The sequence below is a fragment of the Pararhizobium sp. P1_E7 genome (assembly GCF_056405855.1).
The window spans coordinates 19,255-38,221 of record NZ_JBFUBH010000032.1 but is presented as its reverse complement, the minus strand read 5'-3'; the positions used below and the strand labels follow the sequence as shown (position 1 = coordinate 38,221).

At 60.2% G+C, this 18,967-nt stretch carries 20 protein-coding genes; 13 read left to right on the top strand and 7 right to left on the bottom strand.

All coding sequences use genetic code 11. The features are described from left to right. The 8 genes from AC1D17_RS21165 to AC1D17_RS21130 all read left to right on the top strand — a co-directional run. A partial coding sequence (locus AC1D17_RS21165; protein WP_477567277.1) for a substrate-binding domain-containing protein occupies positions 1 to 750 on the top strand: 750 nt, incomplete at its 5' end. 105 nt (positions 751 to 855) lie between these two features. Next, a complete protein-coding gene (locus AC1D17_RS21160; protein WP_477567276.1) occupies positions 856 to 1,914 on the top strand; it encodes an ABC transporter permease in 1,059 nt (352 codons plus the stop codon). Next, positions 1,914 to 2,687, top strand: coding sequence for an ATP-binding cassette domain-containing protein (locus AC1D17_RS21155; protein WP_264220717.1), 774 nt, complete (start codon positions 1,914 to 1,916; stop codon positions 2,685 to 2,687). The genes AC1D17_RS21160 and AC1D17_RS21155 overlap by 1 nt, the downstream gene beginning before the upstream one ends. Beyond that, complete coding sequence (locus AC1D17_RS21150) at positions 2,684 to 3,319, top strand: nucleoside triphosphate hydrolase (protein ID WP_477567275.1); 636 nt, start codon at positions 2,684 to 2,686, stop codon at positions 3,317 to 3,319. Before AC1D17_RS21155 ends, AC1D17_RS21150 begins: the two co-directional genes overlap by 4 nt. Before the next feature lie 110 nt (positions 3,320 to 3,429). After that, positions 3,430 to 4,494, top strand: a complete 1,065-nt coding sequence (gene pyrC, locus AC1D17_RS21145) for a dihydroorotase (RefSeq protein WP_477567274.1) — start codon at positions 3,430 to 3,432, stop codon at positions 4,492 to 4,494. 5 nt (positions 4,495 to 4,499) lie between these two features. After that, the gene (locus AC1D17_RS21140) at positions 4,500 to 4,865 is read left to right on the top strand and encodes a hypothetical protein (RefSeq protein ID WP_477567273.1); all 366 of its coding nucleotides are present in this window, start codon (positions 4,500 to 4,502) and stop codon (positions 4,863 to 4,865) included. A 30-nt stretch (positions 4,866 to 4,895) separates the two neighbouring features. Continuing rightward, on the top strand, positions 4,896 to 5,594 hold the full coding sequence (locus tag AC1D17_RS21135) for an orotate phosphoribosyltransferase (RefSeq protein ID WP_477567272.1): 699 nt from the start codon (positions 4,896 to 4,898) through the stop codon (positions 5,592 to 5,594). A gap of 74 nt (positions 5,595 to 5,668) precedes the next feature. Continuing rightward, positions 5,669 to 6,595, top strand: coding sequence for a carbohydrate kinase family protein (locus tag AC1D17_RS21130; RefSeq protein ID WP_477567271.1), 927 nt, complete (start codon positions 5,669 to 5,671; stop codon positions 6,593 to 6,595). Here AC1D17_RS21130 and AC1D17_RS21125 read toward each other — a convergent pair. Both AC1D17_RS21125 and AC1D17_RS21120 read right to left on the bottom strand, forming a co-directional pair. Next, positions 6,592 to 7,656 (bottom strand): glycosyltransferase family 4 protein, encoded by a 1,065-nt coding sequence (locus tag AC1D17_RS21125; protein ID WP_477567270.1) that lies wholly within the window; start codon positions 7,654 to 7,656, stop codon positions 6,592 to 6,594. The two genes, AC1D17_RS21130 and AC1D17_RS21125, sit on opposite strands and share 4 nt — an antisense overlap. 196 nt (positions 7,657 to 7,852) lie before the next feature. Beyond that, entirely contained in the window at positions 7,853 to 8,206 is a 354-nt protein-coding gene (locus AC1D17_RS21120; RefSeq protein WP_477567278.1) for an antibiotic biosynthesis monooxygenase, read from the bottom strand. Positions 8,207 to 8,336: 130 nt separating this feature from the next. On the opposite strand from AC1D17_RS21120, the gene AC1D17_RS21115 reads away from it, so the two are divergent. After that, positions 8,337 to 9,224, top strand: a complete 888-nt coding sequence (locus tag AC1D17_RS21115) for a LysR family transcriptional regulator (RefSeq protein WP_477567269.1) — start codon at positions 8,337 to 8,339, stop codon at positions 9,222 to 9,224. Positions 9,225 to 9,248: 24 nt separating this feature from the next. Here AC1D17_RS21115 and AC1D17_RS21110 read toward each other — a convergent pair whose 3' ends face one another. The 3 genes from AC1D17_RS21110 to AC1D17_RS21100 form a co-directional block, all read right to left on the bottom strand. After that, the gene (locus AC1D17_RS21110) at positions 9,249 to 9,491 is read right to left on the bottom strand and encodes a DUF6894 family protein (RefSeq protein WP_477567268.1); all 243 of its coding nucleotides are present in this window, start codon (positions 9,489 to 9,491) and stop codon (positions 9,249 to 9,251) included. A gap of 140 nt (positions 9,492 to 9,631) precedes the next feature. Beyond that, the gene (pgi, locus tag AC1D17_RS21105; protein ID WP_477567267.1) at positions 9,632 to 11,257 is read right to left on the bottom strand and encodes a glucose-6-phosphate isomerase; all 1,626 of its coding nucleotides are present in this window, start codon (positions 11,255 to 11,257) and stop codon (positions 9,632 to 9,634) included. 451 nt (positions 11,258 to 11,708) lie between these two features. Then, on the bottom strand, positions 11,709 to 13,409 hold the full coding sequence (locus tag AC1D17_RS21100) for a long-chain-fatty-acid--CoA ligase (protein ID WP_477567266.1): 1,701 nt from the start codon (positions 13,407 to 13,409) through the stop codon (positions 11,709 to 11,711). Between the two features lie 395 nt (positions 13,410 to 13,804). Here AC1D17_RS21100 and AC1D17_RS21095 point away from each other — a divergent pair, with 395 nt between their 5' ends. The 3 genes from AC1D17_RS21095 (at position 13,805) to AC1D17_RS21085 (ending at position 17,503) form a co-directional block, all read left to right on the top strand. Then, the gene (locus AC1D17_RS21095) at positions 13,805 to 15,016 is read left to right on the top strand and encodes an MFS transporter (protein WP_477567265.1); all 1,212 of its coding nucleotides are present in this window, start codon (positions 13,805 to 13,807) and stop codon (positions 15,014 to 15,016) included. A 243-nt stretch (positions 15,017 to 15,259) separates the two neighbouring features. Further along, positions 15,260 to 16,411: an AI-2E family transporter gene (locus tag AC1D17_RS21090; protein WP_477567264.1), complete on the top strand. Its 1,152-nt coding sequence runs from the start codon at positions 15,260 to 15,262 to the stop codon at positions 16,409 to 16,411. 264 nt (positions 16,412 to 16,675) lie between these two features. Then, positions 16,676 to 17,503 carry a bifunctional allantoicase/(S)-ureidoglycine aminohydrolase gene (locus tag AC1D17_RS21085; protein ID WP_477567263.1) on the top strand — a complete coding sequence of 276 codons (828 nt, stop codon included), beginning with the start codon at positions 16,676 to 16,678 and terminating at the stop codon, positions 17,501 to 17,503. A gap of 130 nt (positions 17,504 to 17,633) precedes the next feature. On the opposite strand, the gene AC1D17_RS21080 is transcribed toward AC1D17_RS21085, so the two are convergent. Beyond that, positions 17,634 to 17,843 carry a hypothetical protein gene (locus AC1D17_RS21080; protein WP_477567262.1) on the bottom strand — a complete coding sequence of 70 codons (210 nt, stop codon included), beginning with the start codon at positions 17,841 to 17,843 and terminating at the stop codon, positions 17,634 to 17,636. Positions 17,844 to 18,099: 256 nt separating this feature from the next. Further along, positions 18,100 to 18,261, bottom strand: a complete 162-nt coding sequence (locus AC1D17_RS21075) for a hypothetical protein (RefSeq protein ID WP_477567261.1) — start codon at positions 18,259 to 18,261, stop codon at positions 18,100 to 18,102. Positions 18,262 to 18,607: 346 nt separating this feature from the next. On the opposite strand from AC1D17_RS21075, the gene AC1D17_RS21070 reads away from it, so the two are divergent. Next, complete coding sequence (locus AC1D17_RS21070) at positions 18,608 to 18,910, top strand: hypothetical protein (RefSeq protein ID WP_477567260.1); 303 nt, start codon at positions 18,608 to 18,610, stop codon at positions 18,908 to 18,910. Positions 18,911 to 18,967: the final 57 nt, after the last annotated feature.

The window sequence follows — 18,967 nt, the reverse complement described above, 5'->3', positions numbered from 1 at the left end:
GCTTCCGACACCAAGGCCATCGTCGATCAGGTCAAGAAGGCACAGGATGCCGGTCTTCTGGTCATCGCCCTTGACACCCCGCTTGATCCGGCCACCGCTGCCGACGCAACGTTTGCCACGGACAACCTGCAGGCCGGCAAGCTGATCGGCGCCTGGGCCGCTGCAACGCTGGGCGACAAGGCCAAGGACGCCAAGATCGGTTTCCTCGATCTCGTTCCCTCGCAGCCGACGGTCGACGTCCTGCGTGACCAGGGCTTCATGATCGGCTTCGGCATCGACCCGAAGGACGCGAGCAAGATCGGCGACGAAGACGATGCCCGCATCGTCGGCCATGACGTGACCAACGGCAATGAAGAAGGCGGCCGCACGGCCATGGAAAACCTTCTCCAGAAGGATCCGGACATCAACGTCATCCACACGATCAACGAACCGGCTGCCGTCGGCGCCTATGAAGCGTTGAAAGCCGTCGGCAAGGAAAAGGACGTTCTGATCGTTTCCGTTGATGGCGGTTGCCCGGGCGTCAAGTCGGTGGCCGAAGGCGTTATCGGCGCGACATCGCAGCAGTATCCGCTGTTGATGGCATCGCTCGGCATCGAAGCGATTGCCCAGTATGCCAAGGACGGCACCAAGCCGAAGCCGACCGAAGGCAAGGACTTCTTCGACACCGGCGTTGCGCTCGTCACCGACAAGCCGGCCACAGGTGTCGAGTCGATCGACGTCAAGACCGGCACGGACAAGTGCTGGGGTTGATGCTCTAGGGCTTTCAGCACACAATCAATATGAAAGGGCGGTTTCAAAGGCCGCCCTTTTCAACAACCGGTTGGTAGGCCGGGCTTTTGGGAGGGAGGCGTTGTCATGACAAGCGTCCAGGAATTCGAAAAAACACTGGATCAGAGCGACAAGACCGTCGCTTCATTCGAGGATCGCTCGCTTCTGCGGCGCGTTCAGCATTTTCTGCATTCGACACCGGCCGCCGTGCCGGCGATCGTGCTCGTCGTTTCCATCATCGTGTTCGGCGTCCTCAAAGGCGACCGGTTCTTTTCCGCCAACACGCTAACGCTCATTCTGCAGCAGATTGCCGTTGTCGGTATTCTCGGTGCTGCCCAGACCCTCGTTATCCTGACCGCCGGTATCGACCTGTCGATCGGGGTCATCATGGTGATTTCGGCTGTGGTCATGGGCAACTGCGCTGTCACCTACGGCATGCCTGCACCTCTTGCGGTTCTGGCTGGCTTCGTGACCGGAACTTTATTCGGCCTGCTGAACGGCTTTCTTGTGTCCCGGATGAAGCTGCCTCCGTTCATCGTGACGCTCGGCACCTGGAACATCGTCATGGCAGCGAATTTCATCTATTCGGCCAATGCGACGATCCGTCGTGCCGATATCGAAACCGCAGCCCCGCTGCTCGGTTTCTTCGGCATTAGCCTCAAGCTCGGTTCCGCCGTCCTGACGCTCGGCGTCATCATGATGGTGCTCGTTGTATTGGTGCTCTGGTATGCGCTCAACCACACGCCCTGGGGACGCCACGTCTATGCGGTCGGAGACGATCCGGAAGCTGCTGAACTGTCAGGTATCCGGGTCAAGAAAGTGCTTCTCGGCGTCTATGGTCTGGCCGGCGCCATCGCAGCACTTGCCGCCTGGGTTTCGATCGGCCGCAACGGCTCGATCTCACCGTCTTGGGCGGTCACGGACTATAACCTTCAGGCCATCACGGCGGCAGTTATCGGCGGCATCTCGCTGTTCGGCGGCCGCGGCTCGATCCTTGGCACCCTGTTCGGTGCGCTGATTGTCGGCGTTGTGTCGATGGGTCTTAATATGCTTGGCGCCGATCCGCAGTGGAAGGTGCTGTTGACCGGTGTGCTCATTATCTCGGCCGTCGGTATCGACCAGTGGATCAGAAAGGTAGCAGGCTGATGGAACCCCTTCTCACCGCACGCGGTCTCGTCAAGCGCTACGGTCGCGTCACCGCTCTGGACCAGTCCGATTTCGACCTCTATCCCGGCGAAATCCTCGCCGTGATCGGCGACAACGGCGCCGGAAAGTCCTCGCTGATCAAGGCGATTTCCGGCGCTGTCCATCCAGACGAAGGCGAAATCCGGCTTGAGGGCCAGGTCGTCAGCTTCCGGTCGCCGCTGCACGCCCGCGAGGCCGGCATTGAAACCGTCTACCAGAACCTCGCTCTGTCGCCGGCGCTCTCGATCGCCGACAACATGTTCCTCGGCCGCGAAATCCGCAAACCCGGTCCGATGGGTTCGCTCTTTCGCATGCTCGATCGTCCGAAGATGGCCAAGATCGCCCGCGACAAGCTTTCCGAGCTCGGCCTGATGACGATCCAGAACATCAACCAGGCGGTGGAGACGCTGTCCGGCGGCCAGCGTCAGGGTGTTGCGGTTGCTCGCGCGGCGGCCTTCGGCTCCAAGGTCATCATTCTCGACGAGCCGACCGCAGCACTCGGCGTCAAGGAATCGCGAAAGGTTCTCGAGCTCATCCTCGACGTTCGCAAGCGCGGCCTGCCGATCGTCCTGATCTCGCACAACATGCCGCATGTGTTCGAAGTGGCGGACCGCATCCATATCCACCGGCTTGGCAAACGCCTCTGCGTCATCAATCCGAAGGACTATACGATGTCGGATGCCGTCGCCTTCATGACCGGCGCCAAGGTGCCGCCGGAGGCAGCCGCCGCATGACCATGACGCTTGCCGCCATCGCGGACAGCATTGTCGAGAAGGCGGGCAGATCGCCCCGCTTCATCGTTGCCATTGCCGGCCCTCCCGGGGCCGGCAAATCCACGCTTGCCGATGCGCTGCAGGAAGAGTTGACCAAGCGCGGCGAAAAATCCGCCGTGCTGCCGATGGACGGCTTTCACATCGACAACGGCATTCTCGAAGAGCGCGGCCTTTTGAAACGCAAGGGTGCGCCGGAAACGTTCGACGTCCGTGCCTTCATCGATATCATTTCGGCGGTTCGAAAAGCGGACGAGGAGGTTCTCGTGCCGGTGTTCGACCGGTCCCGCGAAATCGCCATCGCTTCGGCCCGGCCGGTGGCCCCTGAGACGCGGATCATCCTGGCGGAAGGCAATTACCTGCTGTTGAACGAGGCCCCATGGTCGCGGCTCGACGGCATGTTCGACCTGTCGATCTTCGTCGGCCCGCCCTATGCGGTTCTGGAAGAGCGGCTGCGGCAGCGCTGGATCCACTATGGACTGGATGCCGCCGGTATCGAATGGAAGCTCTACGGCAACGATCTGCCGAACGGAAAGCGGATCCTCGACAATTCGCGACCGGCCGACATCGCCATCGAGATTTTCGAAACGGCCTGATATCAGCCAATCGATCATTGTTTTTCGCCACACATTGATGCTATCGGAGCCTTCGGTCAGCGCATGCCCCGAACCCATGCGCGACAAGATTGCGTCTGGAGATATCCGCCATGAGCCCACAGTCCGTCACCGAACTGAAAATCCGCCGCCCCGACGACTGGCATCTGCATCTGCGTGACGGCGATGTGCTCAAGGGCGTGATCGGCGATACCAGCCGCCACTTCGCCCGCGCCATCATCATGCCCAACCTCGTGCCGCCGGTGGTCACCACGGCCGATGCCACGGCCTATCGTGAACGCATCCTGGCGGCGCTGCCGAAGGGCGATCGCTTCGAGCCGCTGATGACGCTCTATCTGACCGAAGGCACCAATCCGGACGATGTCGAAGCCGGTCATTCAAGCGGCCTGATCAAGGCGGTCAAACTCTATCCGGCCGGCGCCACCACCAATTCGCATGGCGGCGTGCGCAATTTCAAAAATGCCATGCCGGTCCTGGAGCGCATGGCCAAGATCGGCCTGCCGCTCTGTGTCCACGGCGAAGTCACCACGCCCGAAATCGATATCTTCGATCGCGAAGCTGTCTTCATCGAAACCGTGCTTGAGCCGTTGCGTGCCCGCCTGCCGGAATTGAAGGTGACGATGGAGCATGTCACCACCAAGGACGGCATCGACTACATCAAGTCCGCCAAGGCCAATCTCGCCGGTTCGATCACCACCCATCATCTGATCATCAACCGCAACGCCATCCTGGTCGGCGGCATTCGCCCGCATTATTACTGCCTGCCGGTCGCCAAGCGCGAATTGCATCGCCTTGCGCTACGGGCTGCGGCGACGTCGGGCGACGGCCGCTTCTTCCTCGGCACCGATTCCGCCCCGCATGTGGATCCGTTGAAGGAATGCGCCTGCGGTTGCGCCGGCATCTACACCTCGATCAACACGATGAGCTGCCTTGCCCATGTGTTCGAGCAGGAGAACGCGCTGGACCGGCTGGAGGCCTTCACATCGCTGAATGGCCCGGCCTGGTACGGCCTGCCGGTCAACGAGGAGACGATCACGCTGCGCAAGCAGGCGGAAGCGGTGACATTTCCCGAAAAGATCGAGACGGAGGCCGGCACGGTGACGGTGTTTGATCCGATGTTCCGGCTGCACTGGAATGTCGCGGAACGCAAAAGGTAAGTGATATGGATCTCAAAGACTTCGTCAAACAAACACTTCTCGATATATTTGATGCCGTCCAAGAAGCGGGGACGGAAATTGCGCGTAGCGACACACGTAGGGGTGCCATTGCACCTATGTGGGGTAACGTCGAAAATGTATCCGATCACCAGCAGGCCATTAAATTTGATATTGCAGTGACCGCTTCGGACACGAACAAGGGGGAAACAAAAGGTAGAATCAAAGTTTTGGGCATTGAGTTGGGCGGCAAGGATACCTCTCAGAACCAGAACAAGGAGGTCAGTAGGGTATCTTTCAGTATTCCTGTTGCTTTGCCTGGAACTACCGTCGAGGGATCAAGGCCGCGATCGAGAAAAGGTTCGCAAAAGTAATAATGCAACAAGCGTGAAGCGGAGATATAGATGATCCATACAACCTTTCCCGACAAGGCCGTGATGGCTGAACTCGTCGCCAAGATGCTGTGGGAAATCAAGGCGGTGCATTTCAGTGCCGACAAGCCCTACAAGCTGGCGTCCGGCATGGCGAGCCCGGTCTATATCGACTGCCGCAAGCTGATCTCCTATCCGCGCATCCGCTCGGCGGTGATGGATTTTGCCGCAGCCACCGTGTTGCGTGAAGCCGGTTTCGAGCAGTTCGATGTCATCGCCGGCGGCGAGACGGCGGGCATTCCCTTCGCCGCGATGCTGGCCGAGCGCCTGGCGCTGCCGATGATCTATGTCCGCAAGGCCCCGAAAGGCCACGGCCGCAATGCGCAGATCGAAGGCCATATGCCGGAAGGCGCCCGCGTCCTCGTCATCGAGGACCTGACGACGGCCGGCGGCTCGATGTTCAAGTTCATCGACGCCATCCGCGCAGCCGGCGGCGTGGTCGATCACGGCATTGCCCTGTTCTACTATGATATCTTCCCCAAAGCCCGCGCAGAGATGCAGGACAAGGGCGTGACGCTGCACAATATCGCCACATGGCGCGATGTTCTGGCCGTTGCCAAGGCGCAGAAACTGTTCGATGAAAAGACGCTGTTCGAGGTCGAGGCCTTCCTCAATGCGCCGCTCGAATGGTCCGGCCGCAATGGCGGCGTCAGCGAACTCGCACCGGCCTGAAAACAGTGCTGGAATTCTGGTGCGGTTTGTCTTAAATCGATTGAAATGCAATCATTGAAGGGGAGGACGTCGCCATGATCGTTTGCTGTGGGGAAGCCCTGATCGACATGCTGCCGCGCCAGACGGCGTTAGGGGAGGTGGCATTTGCACCCTATTCCGGTGGTGCGATCTTCAACACGGCAATCGCCCTCGGGCGCCTTGGCATTCCTACCGGTTTCTTCACCGGCCTCTCCGACGACATGTTCGGCGATATGCTGCGCGACACGCTGAAATCCAGCAACGTCGATTTCGGCCCCTGCGCGACCCTGCCGCTGCACACCACCGTTGCCTTCGTCAAACTGGTCAACGGTTCGGCAACCTATGCCTTCTTCGACGAGAATACCGCCGGCCGGATGATCACCAGGGAACACCTGCCGGCGCTTGGCGATTTCTGCGAGGCGCTGCATTTCGGCGCGATCAGCCTTATTCCGGAACCGTGCGGCTCGACTTACGAAGCGCTGATGACACGCGAGCATCAGAAGCGGGTGATTTCCTTCGATCCGAATATTCGCCCCGGCTTCATTCAGAATGCAGAAGCCCACAAGGCCCGCATGCTGCGCATGGCGGCGATGTCCGATATCGTCAAATTCTCCGACGAGGACCTCGACTGGTTCGGCGAAGAGGGCACCCATGACGAACTGGTGGCCAAGTGGCTGACGCGCGGCCCGAAACTCGTCGTCATCACCAAGGGCGCCGAAGGGGCTGATGGTTATACGGCGCGCGGCAAGGTGTCGGTGCGGGGCGAAAAGGTCGATGTCGTCGATACCGTCGGCGCCGGCGATACGTTCGACGCGGGCATTCTCGCCTCGCTGAAGATGAACAATCTGCTGACCAAGGAACACGTTGCTACGCTCAGCGAACAGGCCGTCCGCGATGCGCTGGCGCTTGGTGCCAAGGCCGCCGCCGTCACGGTCTCGCGGGCAGGGGCAAACCCGCCGTGGAGCTACGAGATCGGGCTTTAGTTCCCCGTTGTCGTGTAAGCCGCAGACCTCAGTTTGCGGCCGCGGCCGGCAAAGGCGCTACGAGGTACCCCGGCGAGATTTGAGAGAAACTGCCGGGCGCATTCGCTCCAGCTGAATGTCAGTGCTTTTTGCCGCGCATCCTCCCGCGACAGTGTCAGCGCATCAAGGGCTGCCTGGCGCAGATCGCTAGACAGCACGCCGCCGCCATCCCCCAGAATATCCTTCGGAGCCGTGACCGGAAACGCGGCAACCGGGCAGCCGCTGGCGAGCGCCTCCAGAATGACGTTGCCGAATGTATCGACCCGGCTTGGAAAGACGAAGACGTCCGCCGACGCATAGATCGCCGCGAGTTCCGTGCCCAGGCGTTTGCCGAGGAAATGCACATCCGGATAACGCTGCCGTAAGCTGGCAAGGTCAGGCCCATCGCCGACGACAAGCTTGCTGCCCGCCAGGTCGAGATCAAGGAAGGCCGGCAGGTTCTTCTCGACGGCCACCCGACCGACATTGAGGAAAATCGGGCGGGGGAACGGCAAGTCCTGGCGGCGCGCCGGATCGAAGAGCGCGGTATCGATGCCGCGCGTCCAGCGCTTGATGTTGTGAAAGCCGTGCGCGGCCATTTCCGTCCCGAGCGAGGCGGTGGCGACCATCATGCCGTTACCGGAATTGTGGAACTGGCGCAGCCACCAGTAGCTCCAGCTCTCCGGAATGGGTAGCCGGGCACTGACGAATTCCGGAAACCGGGTGTGATAGCTCGTCGTGAACGGCAGCCCCCTGCGCAGGCAAATGCCGCGCGCGACAAGGCCAAGCGGTCCCTCCGTGGCGATGTGGATATAGTCGGGCGCAACCGCATCGATCTCGCTTGCCACCTGACGCCGCATCGGAAGCGCCAGCCGGATATCGGAATAGAAGGGCAGCGGAAAGGTCGCAAAACGCTCCGGCGTCAGGAAATGAATGGCAATGCCCTGTTCCTTCAGGGAGCGGGCGAGCTCATCAAGCGTGCGTACGACACCGTTCACCTGCGGGTGCCAGGCATCGGTGACGACAAGAACTGTTTTCTCCATAAAAGGCCTCGACGCGGCTTTGTCATATGCCTGCAAGCACCGACTGATGATCGAATCAGGTGGCGGCTGCCGTTGAACCGTTTGAGCACGATTGGATGACAGGCGGATGATCGGCCTACCCAGCGATCGTCTCGCGCGCGGTTCCCGGCGGTCAGCTGATCCGGGCGCAGCCAGCCGCGCCCGGCGATGGTCGATCCTATGTTGCGCTTATGGCAGGAAGCACGAGTTCGGAGACCTTGTAGATATGAAATTCGCTTTTCGACACTGCGTCCAAGGATTTGAATTTCTCGACGAAAACCGGGTCGGAAAAGAACTCGTCGACATTGTCGGCGCTGTGAATTGCCTCGATATTCACGACGGTCTTGCCATCGGTGCTTTTCGACAGGTTGCTCCAAAGAAAGCCGGCCTTTCGTTCGGCAACATAGTGGACGACATCCTGGATGATCCGGAATGCCTCATCCTGTTTTCCCGGGTGGGCGTGAATGACGTTCACGACGAACACGGTGGGTTGGGGGGAGAGTTGAAATTCGGCCTTTGGGGAGTGGGTCACGTTGTCTCCATCTGCAAAACGATCGGCGGAATATGCTGCCGGGATGAGACTTAGTTTGTGACGATGAGGGAAAAAATCGGGTATGGCTCCGTTGATACCGGACATCGATGTCCGCAATGGAGCGTCTACCGTGGAAAAATTCGGTTCGTTGAATGTATTCGTGATCGTTGCTGAAACCCGCAGCTTTGTCGGAGCAAGTGAGGTTCTCGGTATCTCCTCGTCGGCTGTCGGCAAGGCAATCGCCCGTCTGGAAAAGAGACTTGGTGTCCGCCTGTTTCACCGCAGTACGCGCAGCATCGCGATCACTGCGGAGGGTACGATGTTCCTCGAACGCTGCCGCAGGATTTTTTCCGAGATAGAAGCAGCCGAGCAGGAGCTGACGCAAACGCTCGCCGCGCCGCGTGGCCGCCTTCGCGTCAGCCTGCCGCTCGCCGGAATGCTGTTCATGCCGGTGATCACCAGGTTCATGCGTTTGTTCCCGGAAGTCTCCATCGATCTCGATTTCACGGACCGCCTGGTCGATGTCATCGAAGAGGGTTTCGACGCCGTGGTTCGAACCGGAGACCTAAGCGATAGCCGCCTGATGATGCGGACTTTGGGGAAGTTCTCCCATCGTATCGTCGGAGCGAAGGACTATTTCGCGCGCTTCGGAATTCCTGAAAGGCCTGGGGACCTGCCGGCCCATATCTGCCTTCATCATAAATACCCATCTTCCGGGAAGCTCGAACGCTGGCCGCTAAGACTTGATCCGGGGCAGGGCAAATTGGAACTGCCGGTATCCTCCCTTGCGAGCACGCTCGAGCCGCTCGTCAGCATGGCAGAGCAAGGGCTTGGCCTTGCCTGTTTGCCGCTGTTCACGATCCGCGGTCAGATCGGCGAGGGAAAGCTTGTACCGGTTCTGGCCGACTATATCGAGGATGTCGGCGAGTTCAGCATTCTGTGGCCGTCCAGCCGGCATCTGTCCCCGAAAATACAGGCGTTCGTGAAGTTCATGAGCGAAAACCTGTTTCGCGTATGACGTGATCTGGGGCGGCTGGGCTCATCATCTACCCATCAAGGCCAGTTGCTCGTATCCACGGCCGGCCGAGGCGGCAACAATCGCGAGGACAGAGCCTTGGATTGTGCGGACATGGACGGTGAGCGACCGGTAGTCGGCATCGCGGCCAATCTTGTCGGCAATTCGCTGGCCGTGATAGACAGCGGATCCGACGTCGAAATGATCGACGCCGTCCTCATCGACGACCTGTTCGTTGCCGAAATGCAAATCGAAGAAATAGTGTTCCACGTTATGCCCTAGACCCGTGCGCCGCCGCAGATTTCTCCGGCTTGAGGACGCAGTGTCAGGGATATCGCATTGTGTCCGAATACAGGCTGAATTGTGCATTCAGCCTGTATTCATCAGGGTCTGCCGGAACTGCCCGATCGTTATCTTCCAGCCTTCAGCAGGGCAGCAACCAGCCCCGCGGTCGATGAATCATACCCGGCAGCGCTTTCCCTGCCTTCGACGACGGGCAGCAGGCCTGTTGCCAGTTCCTTGCCGAGTTCGACGCCCCACTGGTCGAAGGAATTGATGTTGAAAAGGGCCCCCTCGACGAAGACGCGGTGTTCGTAGAGTGCGATCAGGCGGCCTAGGGTAAAGGGGGTCATCTGATTGTAGACGAAGGTCAGCGACGGGCGGTTGCCGGGAAAGACACGGTGCGGAGCGATACGCTCGATGAAATCCTTGTCCAGGCCCTTCGATGCCATCTGGGCCTTGGCTTCCGAAAGCGTGCGGCCCTTCATCAGCGCCTCCGACTGGGCCAGGCAATTGGCCATCAGGAGCTGATGCTGGTGGCGCAGGTCAGGCTCGTGGCCGTTGGCGGCAATCATGAATTCGGCCGGGATGATGCTCGTGCCCTGGTGGATCAGCTGGTAGAAGGCGTGCTGGCCGTTGGTGCCGGGCTCACCCCAGACGACCGGGCCGGAATTGCCTTCGACGGCCAAGCCGTCAAGCGTCACACCCTTGCCGTTCGATTCCATGTCGAGCTGCTGCAGATAGGCCGGGAAGCGCGACAGGCGCTGATCGTAGGGAAGGATGGCGCGCGTCGCGTAGCCGAGCACGTTGCGATGATAGAAGCCGAGCAGGCCAAGCAGCATCGGGATGTTTTCGCGCAAGGGGGCTGTGCGGAAATGGTTGTCGATCGCATGGGCGCCGGCGAGGAATTCGCCGAAATTCTCCTTGCCGACGGCAATCATCAGCGGCAGGCCGATGGCCGACCAGATCGAGTAGCGCCCGCCGACCCAATCCCAGAAGCCGAAGATGCGGTCGCTGTCGATGCCGAAGGCGGCGACCTTGTCGAGCGCCGTGGAGACTGCGCAGAAATGATGGCCGACGGCCTTTTCCCCGAGCTTCCCGGCGATGAAGGCGCGCGCGGTCGCCGCATTGGTCATCGTCTCGATGGTGGTAAAGGTCTTCGAGGCGACGATGAACAGGGAGGTTTCGGCGTCCAGCAGCTTCAGTGTGTCGGCAATATGGGCGCCGTCGATATTGGAGACGAAATGCAGGCGCGGGCCATCGTGATCGGGCGCCAGGGCCAGCGTCGCCATGACGGGGCCGAGGTCCGAGCCGCCGATACCGATATTGACGACGTCGGTGATCTTCCTGCCGGTCGCACCCTTCAGCGCGCCTGAGCGGATGCCGTCGGAAAAGGTACCCATGGCCGCAAGAACGGCGTTGATATCCGGCATAACGTCCTTGCCATCGACCAGTACCGGCGTGTTGGAGCGGTTGCGCAATGCCGTATGCAGAACAGCGCGGCCTTCGGTGATGTTGATGATATCGCCGGCAAACATCGCATCGCGCTTGTCAGTGACCCTGGCAGCCTTGGCGATCGCCTCCAGCCCGTCGAGAACCTTGTCATTCACGGCGCATTTCGAAAAATCGAACAGCATGTCGTCAAGCGTGACGCTGTATTTGGCGAAGCGCTTGGGATCGCTCGCAAAAGCCGACCGGATGTCGGTTGCGTTGGTCTCGGAAACGGTGGATTTCAGCTGGTCGACAAGCGCGCTCATGGCAGGTTCCTTGCATCGCGGAGGGTTGCGATAGCTAGTCGCTTTGCCCTTAGCAAATCAAGAGCGTCCTCATAAAAAGCCGCTTCCCACTTTTTTGCCCACAAAAGGAAATCGCCTTGTGGTTGCAAAAGTGTCGAGTCGCAGTAGTGTTTGAGGCGTTCGAGGGCGAAAGCAGCAACGCCATGCCAGCTGGCGCATCCGGGCGGATGGGCTTCCCGGACTGTAGCAGGACGCAGCCCAGTCCTTGAATGTGGAGGTGATCTATGTGGTTGCGACCATCTAGCGTCACGCTTGGCATAAGAAAAACCCGCCCGAGCTGGTTAATCACCGTGCGGGTCCAATTCTTTAACTAAGCAAACGGTGGCTGGAGTTCGCGCTCCAGTCACCACTCCAGCAAAATAGAGGTTTTGCGGCTTTCTGACAAGGAGCGCAGCAGGCCCGCTCAGCATTCCTACCCGCGCAGATCCTTGCGCAGGATCTTGCCAACATTCGATTTCGGCAGTTCGGTGCGGAATTCGACGAACCTCGGCCGCTTGTAGTTGGTGAGGTTGGCCGCGCAATGCGCCTTGACGTCGGCTTCGGTAAGGTTCGGATCCCTCTTGACGACGAACAGCTTCACGGCTTCGCCGGAATGCTCGTCCGGCACGCCGATGGCGGCACATTCGAGAATGCCGGCAAGGGTCATGGCCACTTCCTCGATCTCGTTGGGGAAGACGTTGAAGCCGGAGACGAGAATCATGTCCTTCTTCCGGTCGACGATCTTGACCAGCCCTTCCGGGTTCATGAAGCCGATATCGCCCGAGCGGAAAAAGCCGTCGGGGGAAATGGCCTTGGCGGTTTCATCCGGGCGCTGCCAATAGCCGGCCATCACCTGCGGTCCGCGGATGCAGATTTCGCCGATATCGCCGAGCGGCAGCGTGTTGCCGTCCTCGTCACGGATCTCGACGTCGGTCGAGGGCAGCGGCAGGCCGATCGTGCCTGTGAAGTCATTGCCGTCGAGCCGGTTGGCGGTGGCGACCGGGGATGTTTCCGACAGGCCGTAGCCTTCCTTGATCGGCGAACCCGTCATCTTCTCCCAACGTTCTGCGACCGGGCGCTGCACCGCCATGCCGCCGCCGAAGGTCAGCGCCAGATCGGAGAGGTCCAGCTTCTGGAATTCGGCATTGTTCATCAGGGCGTTGAAGAGGGTGTTAAGGCCAGGGAAGATATTGATCCGGTACTTGGCGATTTCCTTGACGAAAGCCGGGATATCGCGCGGGTTGGGGATCAGTATGTTCTCGCCGCCTGTGCTCAGGCCCATCAGCGAGTTCACCGTCAACGCGAAAATATGGTAGAGCGGCAGGGCGCAGAGAAATACAAGCCGCTCCGGCCGCGTCTTTCTGAGAAACGCAGTCTCCAGCCACAGGCCCATCTGTGCCATGTTCGACAAGAGGTTGGAATGGGTGAGTGTCGCACCCTTGGAGACGCCGGTCGTGCCGCCGGTATATTGCAGGAAGGCGACATCGCCGGGCTTTACGTCGACGGGCTTGAGTGTTGCGCCTGCACCCTTTGACAGCGCCGCCTTGAACATCAGATGCCCCGGCAGCGACCAGGCGGGCACCAGCTTCTTCACCCTGCGCACGACGATATTGACGATCAGGCCCTTGAGCCCGAGAAGATCGCCCATGGTGGTAACAACGGTGTGCTTCAGATCGGTGCGTGCCGCCACCTGCTCGACGGTATGGGCGAAGTTTTCCAGAACGAAGATCGCCTTGGCGCCGGAGTCCCTCAACTGGTGTTCCAGTTCGCGCGGCGTATAGAGCGGATTGACGTTGACGACGGTATAACCGGCCCGAAGGATGCCGAAGACGATCACCGGGTTCTGCAGGATATTCGGCATCATCACGGCAACGCGGTCGCCCTTGGCAAGGCCGGTCGATTGCAGCCATGCGCCGATCTTTCTGCTTTGCGCATCCAGGTCGCCGAAGGTCAGCGTCTTGCCCATGCAGGTAAAGGCGGCGCGCGTCGCATATTTCTTGCAGGACTGCGCGAAGAGGTCGCCGATCGAATTGTAGGGCAGGGGCGCAATATCGGCCGGCATTCCGGGGGGGTAGGATTGCAGCCAGGGCTTGCCCGCTTGCGGGGCAGGCGTCTGCATCAATGTGTCAGGCATCGTCTCTCTCCCATCCGTCGCCGCGCTGCAAAAAGAGCGCACCGTGCCTCCCTTTTCCATGCGCAACCCTGTCCGAAAATGTCTGCGGCCAACGTGTTGTGCACAAGCGAAAAATCCCTCCAGATTCCTCGCTGCTCAGGATGAAGCTTTTGTTGCGCTCCATCAAGCACATTCCGGATTATATAACCTTGACGTAAACGTCAATACGCGACGCGCATCTGGCCAGATTTCGGGGCCAGATTTCGTGGCATATATCCGCGTCATTCCCTTTGCGAGCAGGCGCAAAAAGGTATACTGCATTGCAACAGCGCCAAGGCCTCCTCCCGCTTCCGCCTCGGTTTCCCATTCCAGAACGAAAATCCTTCGGGCCGATGCGGCTCCAGGCAGGTCTTCCCATGTCCGACGACGCTCTTTCTTCCATTCAGGCCGCCCGCTGGGGCGGCATGTCCCCTGCTGAATTGGCCCTGGCTGTCGGCGGCTTCGGCATCGGCACCGGTGAATTCGCCATCATGGGGCTTTTGCCTCAGGTCGCCGGCGATCTTTCGGTTTCGGTTCCCTATGCCGGCCACGTCATCAGCGCCTATGCGATCGGCGTTGTCGTCGGCGCGCCACTGATCGCGGTGCTTGCCGCAAGGGTTTCGAGGCATACTGTGCTGCTTGCACTGATGAGCCTGTTTGCGCTTGGCAACCTTGCCAGCGCCGCCGCGGATAGTTTTGATCTTTTGGTCGCGGCCCGGTTTCTCGCCGGCCTGCCGCATGGTGCCTATTTCGGCGTCGCGGCGCTGGTTGCCGCCGGCATGGCGGCCCCGCACCAGCGGGCGCGCGCCATCGGCCGCGTCATGATGGGCCTGACCGTCGCCACCCTGCTTGGCACGCCGCTTGCCGCCTGGTTCGGCCAGGCGCTTGGCTGGCGCGCAGCCTTCGCCATTGTCGGCGCCATCAGCGTGCTGACGGTTGTTCTCACCTGGCTCTTCGTCCCGAAAGACAGGGCCGATCCGGCCGCAACGCCGCTAACGGAGCTTGGCGCTCTCGGCAAATCCCAGGTCTGGCTGACGCTTGGCATCTGCGCCATCGGCTGTGGCGGCATGTTCTCGGTCTTCAGCTATATTACCCCGGCCCTCACCGAAGTTGCTGGCGTATCGCTTGGAACTGTGCCGGTCCTGCTTTCGGTCTTCGGAGCCGGCATGATCCTCGGCAATATCGTTGGCTCGCGGCTTGCCGACTGGAAGCTGATGCCGGCCATCGGCATTGCGCTGGTCTTCAACCTCGTCGCCTATGTGCTGTTCTATTTCACCATGACGACCCCCTGGATGGCGGTGATCAACGTTCTCTTTATCGGTGGCGGCTTTGCCGTCGTGCCCGGGATTCAGATGCGGCTGATGGATGTGGCGGGCAAGGCGCAGACGCTGGCTGCGGCGCTGAGCCATTCCGCCTTCAATCTCGCCAATGCACTCGGCGCCTGGCTCGGCGGCCTGTCCATTGCAGCCGGTTATGGCTGGACATCGACCGGCCTTGTCGGCGCGATGATGTCGGTGGCCGGGATCGGCATTTTCCTGGCGTCAGTTTTCCTCGACCGGCCGAAGGCGGCAGTGGCCAGCCAAGGGTAACTTTACCTGGAATGTCTCCCCGTCCGGCTGCTGTTTTTCCCAGCGAAAATCGTTTGTCATCCGCTTGTGTTGACCATGCGGTCATACTTACCTATGCCAGCGTGCTGGCCGGTTTGCCGCGGACAAGCCGCACACGAATGAAACACGCTGGCAAGCCGTGGGTTTTGCTGTCATCTTGAATGATACGACAGCGCCGCACGTCATTCATGACGCGCAAGGGTCGCTGTTTAGGAGGAACGCTTTTTGCAACTGAGCAACCGTGAACGGGGCGAACTGCCGTCGGAACCGCGACTGTTCGGCCGTACAGCCTATGAACGTTCCGCGCTTGTCGGCCCGATTGCGGCTGCGCGCTGGCTTCTGGTCTTTGTCCTGCTCGCAGGCGTCTATTTCTTTCACGGCTTTCTCGTGCCGGTGCTTGCGGCGCTTGTCATCGGCTTTGCCAGCTGGCCGATTTACCGCTGGCTTCTTGGCGCCATCGGAGGCAACCGGACGATTGGAGCGACGATCGCCATTATTGCGGTGATTTCCTTTATCGTCGCGCCGATCTCGCTTGCCGCCGTCTATGCCGTCGATGAAGTCCGCGACTGGGTGGCCTGGACCATCGAGACGAATGTTGCCGGCGCGCCGGTGCCGGTGTGGTTGACACAGATCCCCGGCCTCGGCGTCTGGCTTGGTCAGCAATGGGCGAAATATGTCGGCCATCCAGGCGCGATCGGCGAACTGGTTCAGCTGGTCAGCGGCTCCAATATCGGCAACATCTACCGCGGCGTGCTCGTCGTCGGTGCGTCGGCGTTCCAGTCGTTCCTGACGCTTCTTTTCATGCTGATCACGCTGTTCTTCGTCTATCGCGACGGCGAGAAACTCGTGGCGCAGCTCGATGATCTCGGCGAACGCATTCTGCCGATGCGCTGGGAACGCGTCTCGCGCATCGTGCCCTTGACCATCAGCTCGACGGTAACCGGCATGGGGGTTATCGCCATCGGCGAGGGCATCGTGCTTGGCGTCGCCTACTGGATGGCAGGCGTTCCGTCCCCCGTTACCTTGGGCATCATCACCGGCATCATGGCGCTTGTGCCCGGCGGCGCACCGCTGTGCTTTACGCTGGTGTCGATCTATCTCTTTGCCAGCGGATCGCCTTTCGCCGCGCTCGCGCTGTTTGCCTGGGGAACCATCGAGCTTTTCATCGTCGACAAGACGCTGCGCCCGAGGCTGGTCGGCGGACCGATCAAGCTGCCCTTCCTGCCGACCTTCTTCGGGCTCGTCGGGGGCGTCAAGACCATGGGGTTCCTCGGCCTGTTCGTCGGGCCGGTGCTGATGGCGTTGCTCGTTTCGATCTGGCGGGAATGGCTGCGGGAGGTCACGACGCCTGCGCCGCCAAACACGATCAATAAATAGGGCTGGGCGTATCGCCCGGCCGGTCCGAAACGGGCTTGATCATGCTTGCAAGAACGCCGAAGCCGCCGCCGCTCTGTCTTGCGCATAAGGACGGGCCGCGCCTGACGATCCGCATCATATCCGCTGATTTTCTTCTCCTGTGCGAAAGTGAATTCACGAATCGGAGGGAATTGTCGCGTGATCTCAACGCCGTGTTCCGCTAATGGTTCTCTGTGCCTGATGGCCACCGTCGAGGCCGATCCATTCGAACGTTCAGGGAAGCAAATGAACCGCACTTATTACGCCCCGCAGGGCGGCGCGCCCGCGCAGACCCAGCTTTTGACGGACCGCGCCGTCTTCACCGAAGCCTATGCCATCATTCCCAAGGGCGTGATGATGGACATCGTCACCAGCTTCCTGCCGTTCTGGGAAAACACCCGGCTCTGGGTGCTGTCGCGGCCGCTCTCCGGTTTTGCCGAGACCTTCTCGCAATATATCATGGAAGTGGCCCCGGGTGGCGGCAGTGACCGGCCGGAACTCGACGCGGGCGCCGAAGGTGTGCTGTTCATCGTCGAGGGCGAACTGACCGTGACGCTGGATGGCAAGGCGCATCAGATGCGTCCAGGTGGCTACGCCTTCATTCCGCCGGCCAGCAAATGGTCTGTACGCAATACCAGCGGCGGGACGGTGCGGTTTCACTGGATCCGCAAGGCCTATGAAGCCGTCGATGGCCTCGACGCACCGGCGGCCCTTTTCCTCAACGAGGCCGACATCGCGCCATCGCCGATGGCCGGCACCGAGGGCAAATGGGCGACGACGCGTTTCGTCGATCCTAACGACCTGCGTCACGACATGCATGTGACGATCGTCACCTTCGAGCCGGGCGCCGTGATCCCGTTCGCAGAAACCCATGTCATGGAGCATGGGCTCTATGTGCTGGAGGGCAAGGCCGTCTACCGGCTTAACCAGGATTGGGTGGAGGTCGAGGCGGGCGACTATATGTGGCTGCGCGCTTTCTGCCCGCAGGCCTGCTATGCCGGTGGGCCGGGAAAATTCCGCTACCTGCTCTACAAGGACGTCAACCGCCACATGAAGTTGAAGCCGCGCGCCTGAACGTCCCGCACATTGGCATTCCTGCCGGACGAAGGACACAGCGCCGTGCGTCATTCACGACGCGCAAAGGTTCGCTGTAACACCTGAAATTTGCTGCATAATTTCCTTAAGTCGATTCCGATCCAAGGAATTATGCAGTAGCAAATCCGGCGGGAATAGGCGCGATGGTCCGGTCGCTGCCATAGTCGCGTTGATGGGCCATATGGCCGCGAAGGCGCCGCGGTTCGGTCTTGATCTCGAGCGCCGGCAGTTCGAAAATCCCATCGGCATAGGTGCCCGTCTCTGCGGTGCCCATCTCTGCCTGTTCGCCGCGCTTGCGCTTGAGCAAATTGAAGATCATCGAAAGTCCTCCCGGGTTTTCGCATCAGCGGCCGATCCGCCGAACCGTTCCGCTGATAGCCGGAAAATAGTTAAAAAATTAACCATGTTTTCCGCAGCAGCCGCGGTCGCGGGTGCTCTGCGTGCCAGGAGATCATCCAGCGCCGCGCGTCACGTATGACGGGCAAAGGTCGCTGTCGCACTTCATTTATGCAGCAGTGAGGTAAGGCATTTTGGGTTCGTTTGCGCTTTGAAAAGCCGGAGTAGGCTGGAAAGCGCTAGTTCAGCGGTCCCGAAACCAATTCATCGCGCAGGATCCGGAAGGCCTCATCAAGCGCGTCCACCAGAATATCGGTCAGCTTGTCGCCGTTCTCGTCCTGCAGGAAAAGCGCGATGGCCGCGTCATTGGTATCGGCTGAATATTCGATGATGTTCGACATGTCATTGTCCTCTGCTACCCGGCATCATGCCGGTGATCAGGACACGGATACGGCGCGTCGCTTGCGCCGGGCTTGAAGGGGCGTCAGGGCGCGCAGCGTGGCGACATTTCGAGCGCTCCGTGAGCGGTGTATAGGTCGGAAAGCGGCGGTCATAGCTGCCCGCCGGCTGTTGGCTGAAAACGCGCACCTTTTCAGTGAGCATGTAATATTGGAAGCCAGGGTGATGTCCGATCTGGAATGGGATGTGTTGGCCTTTCCGGATTGAGGACTGTCGTGCCATAAAAGCAAAGAAGACAGGACTTGCCATGTTTTGGCATCGCGCCATTTCTCAAGCCAGGAGGTCAGCATGAGCCGCAAGCTGTTCATCATTTCCGGTATGCTCGGAGTGTCCGCTGCAACATTAACTGGCTGTGTCGATGACGGGAGATACGGCTATTATGAGGATAGACCGATAACCGTTTATCGAGAGCAAGTCGTTATCGAGCGCTACGATTATCACATTGCGCCGAAGGCCGGTTATCATCATCGAAATATACGGCAGCAGGCTTATTATCCGGCAAGGGACCGCAGAAGCCCAAGGTGCTTCGGGACAAACTGCTATGTCGGCGCAACCTATCGAGAAGACCCCTATTACCGCCTGACGGACTAAATCCAGCCATTCCGCCTGGATAACAATAGACTGGAATATCAGTCCAAGTAGCCGAGG

What these genes read in the sequence shown, in the direction of transcription:
- AC1D17_RS21155 (WP_264220717.1), top strand. Translation starts at nt 1,914, where the DNA reads ATGGAACCCCTTCTCACCGCACGCGGTCTCGTCAAGCGCTACGGTCGC.
- AC1D17_RS21085 (WP_477567263.1), top strand. Translation starts at nt 16,676, where the DNA reads ATGAACCGCACTTATTACGCCCCGCAGGGCGGCGCGCCCGCGCAGACC.
- AC1D17_RS21160 (WP_477567276.1), top strand. Translation starts at nt 856, where the DNA reads ATGACAAGCGTCCAGGAATTCGAAAAAACACTGGATCAGAGCGACAAG.
- AC1D17_RS21075 (WP_477567261.1), bottom strand. Translation starts at nt 18,261, where the DNA reads ATGTCGAACATCATCGAATATTCAGCCGATACCAATGACGCGGCCATC.
- pyrC (WP_477567274.1), top strand. Translation starts at nt 3,430, where the DNA reads ATGAGCCCACAGTCCGTCACCGAACTGAAAATCCGCCGCCCCGACGAC.
- AC1D17_RS21135 (WP_477567272.1), top strand. Translation starts at nt 4,896, where the DNA reads ATGATCCATACAACCTTTCCCGACAAGGCCGTGATGGCTGAACTCGTC.
- AC1D17_RS21080 (WP_477567262.1), bottom strand. Translation starts at nt 17,843, where the DNA reads ATGATCTTCAATTTGCTCAAGCGCAAGCGCGGCGAACAGGCAGAGATG.
- AC1D17_RS21130 (WP_477567271.1), top strand. Translation starts at nt 5,669, where the DNA reads ATGATCGTTTGCTGTGGGGAAGCCCTGATCGACATGCTGCCGCGCCAG.
- AC1D17_RS21140 (WP_477567273.1), top strand. Translation starts at nt 4,500, where the DNA reads ATGGATCTCAAAGACTTCGTCAAACAAACACTTCTCGATATATTTGAT.
- AC1D17_RS21125 (WP_477567270.1), bottom strand. Translation starts at nt 7,656, where the DNA reads ATGGAGAAAACAGTTCTTGTCGTCACCGATGCCTGGCACCCGCAGGTG.
- pgi (WP_477567267.1), bottom strand. Translation starts at nt 11,257, where the DNA reads ATGAGCGCGCTTGTCGACCAGCTGAAATCCACCGTTTCCGAGACCAAC.
- AC1D17_RS21100 (WP_477567266.1), bottom strand. Translation starts at nt 13,409, where the DNA reads ATGCCTGACACATTGATGCAGACGCCTGCCCCGCAAGCGGGCAAGCCC.
- AC1D17_RS21150 (WP_477567275.1), top strand. Translation starts at nt 2,684, where the DNA reads ATGACCATGACGCTTGCCGCCATCGCGGACAGCATTGTCGAGAAGGCG.
- AC1D17_RS21070 (WP_477567260.1), top strand. Translation starts at nt 18,608, where the DNA reads ATGAGCCGCAAGCTGTTCATCATTTCCGGTATGCTCGGAGTGTCCGCT.
- AC1D17_RS21095 (WP_477567265.1), top strand. Translation starts at nt 13,805, where the DNA reads ATGTCCGACGACGCTCTTTCTTCCATTCAGGCCGCCCGCTGGGGCGGC.